The sequence below is a fragment of the Kitasatospora sp. NPDC057198 genome (genome assembly GCF_042670125.1).
Classification (GTDB): Bacteria; Actinomycetota; Actinomycetes; order Streptomycetales; family Streptomycetaceae; genus Kitasatospora.
The window spans coordinates 1-4,147 of the sequence record NZ_JBHUWH010000600.1; the positions used below are offsets into that span (position 1 = coordinate 1).

General features: G+C 72.4%; 4 protein-coding genes. 2 read left to right on the forward strand and 2 right to left on the reverse strand.

Annotated elements, in window-relative coordinates; translation table 11 throughout:
• Positions 1-86: 86 nt before the first annotated feature.
• Both efeO and ACFUEL_RS36275 read right to left on the reverse strand, forming a co-directional pair.
• Entirely contained in the window at positions 87-1,241 is a 1,155-nt protein-coding gene (gene efeO / locus ACFUEL_RS36270; RefSeq protein ID WP_380241937.1) for an iron uptake system protein EfeO, read from the reverse strand.
• A gap of 322 nt (positions 1,242-1,563) precedes the next feature.
• Entirely contained in the window at positions 1,564-2,715 is a 1,152-nt protein-coding gene (locus tag ACFUEL_RS36275) for an acyl-CoA dehydrogenase family protein (protein ID WP_380241939.1), read from the reverse strand.
• 97 nt (positions 2,716-2,812) lie between these two features.
• Here ACFUEL_RS36275 and ACFUEL_RS36280 point away from each other — a divergent pair, with 97 nt between their 5' ends.
• Both ACFUEL_RS36280 and ACFUEL_RS36285 read left to right on the forward strand, forming a co-directional pair.
• Entirely contained in the window at positions 2,813-3,541 is a 729-nt protein-coding gene (locus ACFUEL_RS36280) for a TetR family transcriptional regulator (protein WP_380241941.1), read from the forward strand.
• A gap of 178 nt (positions 3,542-3,719) precedes the next feature.
• Complete coding sequence (locus ACFUEL_RS36285; protein WP_380241942.1) at positions 3,720-4,145, forward strand: Zn-ribbon domain-containing OB-fold protein; 426 nt, start codon at positions 3,720-3,722, stop codon at positions 4,143-4,145.
• Positions 4,146-4,147 lie beyond the last annotated feature (2 nt).

Below are 4,147 nucleotides of genomic sequence, written 5' to 3' on the forward strand. Positions count from 1 at the left end.
GCCCTTACCTGGGCTCCCAGCCCGCCCCGCCCCCCTTGACCTGGGCTTGACCGTTCCCGGCCGCGGGCGGGTGCTCCTGGACGCGGCTACTTGACCACGACCGCGGCGGCCAGCTTGGAGAGCGGCTCGCCCAGCGCGTTCACCGCGTCCGAGAAGGTCTTGCGCTCGTCCTCGGTGACCTTGTCGTAGGAGGTGTAGGTGCCGTCGGCGGCCCGGTACTTGCCGAGCAGTTCGGTGATCTTCTCGAACTCGGCGTCCAGGGTCTTGGACAGCTCCGGGTCGTTCTCGGAGGCGACCGGCTTCAGCAGCTCGTACGCCTGGCGGGCGCCCTCGACGTTGGCGGCGAAGTCCGACAGGTCGGTGTGGCTGTAGCGGTCCTCCTCACCGGTGATCTTGTTCTTGGAGACCTCGTCGAGGAGTTCCTTGGCGCCGTTGGCCATGCCGGTGGGGGTGATCTCGGCGCCGGGGATGCGGCTCTGCCAGTCCTTCAGGTCGGTGACCAGCTGGGTGGCGAGGGTCTTCTCCTCGTCGCCGATCCTGCCGTCCACCCAGAGCGACTTCTCGATCCGGTGCCAGCCGGTCCACGCCTGGCCCTCCTCCAGGGCGTCCTCGCGGGTGTCGGTCTTCGGGTCGATGTCGCCGAAGCTCTCGGCCACCGGCTCGGTGCGCTCCCAGCCGACCCGGGAGGCGGCGAACAGCGACTTGGCCTTCTCCACGTCGCCGGCGGTGACGGCGGCGGCGAACTGCTCCACCACCGGGATGGTCGCGTCGGCCTGCTCCTGGGCGTACTTCCGGTAGTCGGTGACGGCCTGGGTCAGCCGGTCGTCCGCCTTGGCGGAGGCCGAGGCGCCGGCCGTGACGGTGATCTTCTGCCGGATGCCGTCGCCGGTCATGCCCGGCTTGCAGGCCACCTCGTAGGTGCCGGCCTTGATCTCGGCGTTGATGGTGACCTTGGTGCCGGGGCCGATGTTCTCCCGCTCGGTGACGATCTTGTCGCCGTCGGCGTACACGTACACCTCGGTGACCTTGCCGCCCTTGTTGGCCACGGCCAGCTCGACGTGCCCGGCCGGGAAGGCGGTCCTCGACAGCTCGCACTTGTCGTCCGTCGCCGTCACCTGCACCGGGCCGGCGGCGCCGTCCGCGGAAGCCTTGCCGTCGTCCTTCTTCGAGCACCCCACCAGCGCGGCACCCGCCACGGCGAGGACGAGGAACGCGGCGGCGGACGTACGGCGGGCGGGCATGCTCACTCCAGGGACGAGGGGACGCGGGGTCGGGCCGATGCGGCGGCCGCTCCGGGGAACCCCGGCGACCGCCCAGTAAGCTAAGGCATACCTTAGGTCTCCCGCCACGCCGGGTCGACATCCCGTGCCGGGGAAAGCCCGCCGGGCCCGCCGCCGCCACCGGTCATTTCCGGCCAACTCCCGTACCGCCGAAGGGACTTCGCTCACGCCGTGAACCCGGCTCCCGCGCCGCCTGTGACCGGAACCACTCGCCCCGGAACGCCGCCGGGGGCGCCGGGAGCCCGATCGCTCCCCGCGCCCCCGGCCCGGAAACCCCCCGCCGTCAGGGCAGGTTGCGGGCCATCACGATCCGCTGCACCTGGTTGGTGCCCTCGTAGATCTGGGTGATCTTGGCGTCCCGCATCATCCGCTCCACCGGGTAGTCCCGGGTGTAGCCGTAGCCGCCGAGCAGCTGCACCGCGTCCACCGTGATCTCCATCGCCACGTCGGAGGCGAAGCACTTGGCCGCGGCGCCGAAGAAGGTCAGGTCGCCGTCGGTGCGCTGCGACTTGGCCGCGGCCGCGTAGGTCAGCTGCCGGGCCGCCTCCAGCTTCATCGCCATGTCGGCCAGCATGAACTGGACGCCCTGGAAGTCGGCGATCGGCTTGCCGAACTGCTTGCGCTCCTTGACGTAGCCCTTGGCGTAGTCCAGCGCGCCCTGGGCGATGCCGAGCGCCTGGGCGGCGATGGTGACCCGGGTGTGGTCCAGGGTGCGCATCGCGGTGGCGAAGCCGGTGCCCTCCGCGCCGATCATCCGGTCGGCCGGGATGCGCACGTTGTCGAAGTACACCTCGCGGGTCGGCGAGCCCTTGATGCCGAGCTTCTTCTCCGGCGCGCCGAAGGAGACGCCCTCGTCGTCCTTCTCCACCACGAACGCCGAGATGCCCTTGGAGCGCTTCTCGGGGTCGGTCACCGCCATCACCGTGTAGTACTCGGAGACGCCCGCGTTGGTGATCCAGCGCTTGACGCCGTTGAGCACCCAGAAGTCGCCGTCGCGGACCGCCCGGGTGCGCATGCCCGCCGCGTCCGAGCCGGCCTCGGGCTCGGAGAGGCAGTAGGAGAACATGCCCTCGCCGCGGGCCAGCGCGCCCAGGTACTTGGCCTTGAGCTCCTCCGAGCCGGACAGCTGCACCGGCAGCGAGCCCAGCTTGTTGACCGCCGGGATCAGCGAGGAGGACGCGCACACCCGCGCCACCTCCTCGATCACCAGCACCGTGGCCAGCGCGTCCGCGCCCGCGCCGCCGTACTCCTCCGGCACGTGCACCGCGTGCAGGTCGGCGGCCTGCAGCGCGTCGAGCGCCTCCTGCGGGAAACGCCCCTCCTCGTCCACCGCCGCCGCGAACGGGGCGATCTTCGCCTCCGCCAGCGCGCGCACCGACTCCCGGAGCATGTCGTGCTCCTCGCCGAGCCGGTAGAGGTCGAAGTCCTGGGTCATGGCAGTCTCCTCGGTGTGGCACTCAGTACCCTCGATTATGCACACTCAGTGTCGTCCAGCCCACCCCGAACACCCTGTTCGGTGCTACCGTCCGGGTATGAGCGAGGTGCATGAGCAGGACCGCGCCGCCGGGGGCGGCGCGGCGCGGCCGACGATGCGGGACGCGCTGGTGGAGGCGGCGTTCGGGCTGTTCTCGGAGCGGGGCTTCGAGCAGACCACGATCGACGACATCGTCTCGCTCGCGGGCGTCGGCCGGCGGTCGTTCTTCCGGTACTTCCCCTCCAAGGAAGCGGTGGTGTTCCCCGACCACGACGGCTGCCTGGCCGACATGACGGCCTTCCTCGCGGCGGCCGACCCGGCCGGGGACCCGGTGGAGCAGGTGTGCGACGCGGCCCGGCTGGTGCTGCGGATGTACGCGGGCAACCCGGCCTTCTCGGTCGGGCGCTACCGGCTGACCAAGCAGGTGCCCACCCTGCGCATCCACGAGCTGTCCGTGGTCTGGCGCTACGAGCGCACCCTCGCCGGCCACCTGCGCACCCGGTACGCGGCCCGCTCGGACGGCGCGCTGCGCGCGGACGTGATCGCGGCCGCGGTGGTGGCGGCGCACAACTACGCGCTGCGCTCCTGGCTCCGCTCGGGCGGCGAGGGGGACGTGGGGGCGGCGGTGGACGAGGCGCTCCAACTGGTGGTCGACACCTGGGGCGACGGCGCCGACGGCGGCGCCGGCCCGGCCTCGCAGGACGACGAGGTGGTGGTGATGGTGGCCCGCCGGGGCACCCCGATGTGGCGGGTGGTGCAGGGCGTGGAGGCCGCCCTGGAGGGCTGAGCCCGCCCGGCCGCGCGGACCGGGCGGCGCACCGACCGACCGTCCGAACCGATTGGCACTGCGTACCTTTACATGAGGCACTGAGTGCCATACCTTCCTTCTGGCAGACGCCCCGACCGCACGCCCGCTCCCGGGCGGCGGTACGGCGGCGCACCCAGTCCCTCGGGAGGAGACGGCCATGACCCTCACGCTCGCCCCGTCCGCACCGCTCGCCCCGCAGCGGTTCACCCCCTTCCCCGCACAGCCCTTCCCCGCCCCGGCCCTCCCCGCGCAGCCCGCCGAGGCCGAACTCGACTACCGGAGCTGCCACTGGTGCCGCTCGGCCAGTTCGGCGGCCTGCCTGCTGTGCCCGGTGTGCGGCTCGGCGGACCTGGCGCCCGCCCGTGCCACCGGCCGGGGCACCGTACAGCGCCTGCTGCGGCCGACCCGCCGCGGCCCGCACCTGGGGCGGGCGTACCTGATCGTGCTCGACGAGGGCTTCACCGTGCAGGCGGCGGTGCTCGGCGGACTGCCGGGGGCGGTGCCGATCGGCGCCCGGGTGCACCTGGCGACCAGCGAGGAGGGCGGCCGGGTGCTGACCTTCCGCCTGGCCCCCCGGACCTGACC

Excerpts from the sequence above, each read along its gene's own strand:
- ACFUEL_RS36280 (WP_380241941.1), top strand. The coding sequence starts at position 2,813 with ATGAGCGAGGTGCATGAGCAGGACCGCGCCGCCGGGGGCGGCGCGGCG.
- ACFUEL_RS36285 (WP_380241942.1), top strand. The coding sequence starts at position 3,720 with ATGACCCTCACGCTCGCCCCGTCCGCACCGCTCGCCCCGCAGCGGTTC.
- ACFUEL_RS36275 (WP_380241939.1), bottom strand. The coding sequence starts at position 2,715 with ATGACCCAGGACTTCGACCTCTACCGGCTCGGCGAGGAGCACGACATG.
- efeO (WP_380241937.1), bottom strand. The coding sequence starts at position 1,241 with ATGCCCGCCCGCCGTACGTCCGCCGCCGCGTTCCTCGTCCTCGCCGTG.